At 74.3% G+C, this 1,643-nt stretch carries 2 pseudogenes; both read left to right on the forward strand.

The features are described from left to right. Window positions 1–1,016, forward strand: a pseudogene (locus tag Ade02nite_RS34215) (hypothetical protein); the annotation flags it as partial. 252 nt (window positions 1,017–1,268) lie between these two features. Continuing rightward, window positions 1,269–1,643: pseudogene (locus Ade02nite_RS50985) on the forward strand (ATP-binding cassette domain-containing protein); the annotation flags it as partial.

Consider the following 1,643-nt stretch of genomic DNA (forward strand, 5'->3'; position numbering starts at 1 on the left):
CCGACGGCCGCGACCGGATCCGGCAGGGGCTGCTGGTGGCCGTCCCGGCGGCGATCCCCCTGGCCGTCCTGTCCCTCTTCTTCGGCGACGGCGGCTGGATGAACATCAGCCGCACCGACACCGTCCGGGCCGTCGTGGCGAGCCTGGCGGTCGCGCTCCTCGTCCCCCGCCGCCCGGTGCGGGTGGCGGGCGTCCTCTCCGCGGCCGGCGTGCTGGCCGCCGCCCTCGTCCACACCCCGGTGGGCCTCAACGCCACCCGCCTGGCGGTCATGTTCACCCTGCCGGTGCTGGCCGCCTACGCCGCACCGCCCCTGCTCCGAAACCGGACCGCCTGGTGGGTCACCGCCGGCCTGCTCGTGGTGGCCTGCTGGTGGCAGCCTCCCGTCGTGACCGGCGACCTCCGCGACATCGGCAACCCGACCGCCGAACGCGGCTACTTCACTCCCCTCCTCGACCGGCTGGCTCGGGAGCGGCTCACCGGCCGTGTGGAGATCCCGTCGACCCGGGACTACTGGGAAGCGGCCCACATGGCCGACGTCCCGCTGGCCCGCGGCTGGCTGCGGCAGGCGGACATCGAGCGCAACCCGCTGTTCTTCACCGAGATCCCCGGCACCTCGGGCACCGGCGTCCCGCTCACCGCGGACACCTACCGGGCGTGGCTCGACGAGCTGGCCGTGCAGTTCGTCGCCGTGCCCGACGCCGAGCTGACCTGGTCGGGCCGCCCCGAGGCCGCGTTGATCGCCGGCGGTCTCCCCTACCTGACCCGGGTGTGGAGCGACGAGCATTGGCAGTTGTACGCCGTGACGGCGCCCCATCCGATCGTCGCCGCACCCGCCACCCTCGCCTCGCAGACCGCGACCACGGTGTCCTTCGACGCCCCGGCCGCCGGCGAGGTCCCGGTCCGGGTCCGCTTCTCCCGCCGGCTCACCGCGTCGCACGGCGCCGAGGTCGTCCGCGACGGCGACTGGACCCGGGTGCGCGTGCCCGCCGCCGGCCGATACACGCTGACCAGCTGACGCTCGTAATTCGGATGCCCCGGCCACCGGCGATGGCTACGCTGGCCGCCATGCACACAGGCATCGCCTTCATGAGGCTCCGCACCCGCCGCTGACGGCGGCGGATCCTCTTCTCCTCTGCCCGCCGTCTCGGTGTCCTGCCCTTCCGAGCCGCGGAGCTTCCCTGTGTCCTTGCCATCTCTGTCCCGCAGCGCCCACCTGCGCGCCGAAAACATCACCGTCGTCCTGGGCGCCCGCCGCGTCCTCGACGCCGTCTCCGTCACCGTGTCCGCCGGCTCCCGGCTGGCCATCGTCGGCGAGAACGGCCGCGGCAAGACGACGCTGCTGCGCGTCCTCGCCGGCCTGCTCTCACCCGACACCGGTGAGGTCCACCGCGCGGGCACCATCGCCCTCGCCGACCAGGCCCTCCCGGCCGGCCCGGGCCTGACCGTGGGCACCCTCACCGCCGAGGCCCTGCGCGAGCCCCACGCCGCCCTCGCCGCCCTCGACAGAGCCGCCACCGCCATGGCCACCGTCCTACCGCCACAAACACAAGACAGAACGTTCGTTCTACCCAACCCAGCCGCCAGGGAAGCCAGCCACGCCGCCAGGGAAGCCGGCCACGCCGCCGGGAAAGCCGGCCACGCC

It is taken from the genome of Paractinoplanes deccanensis, assembly GCF_016862115.1.
Taxonomy (GTDB): Bacteria; Actinomycetota; Actinomycetes; order Mycobacteriales; family Micromonosporaceae; genus Actinoplanes; species Actinoplanes deccanensis.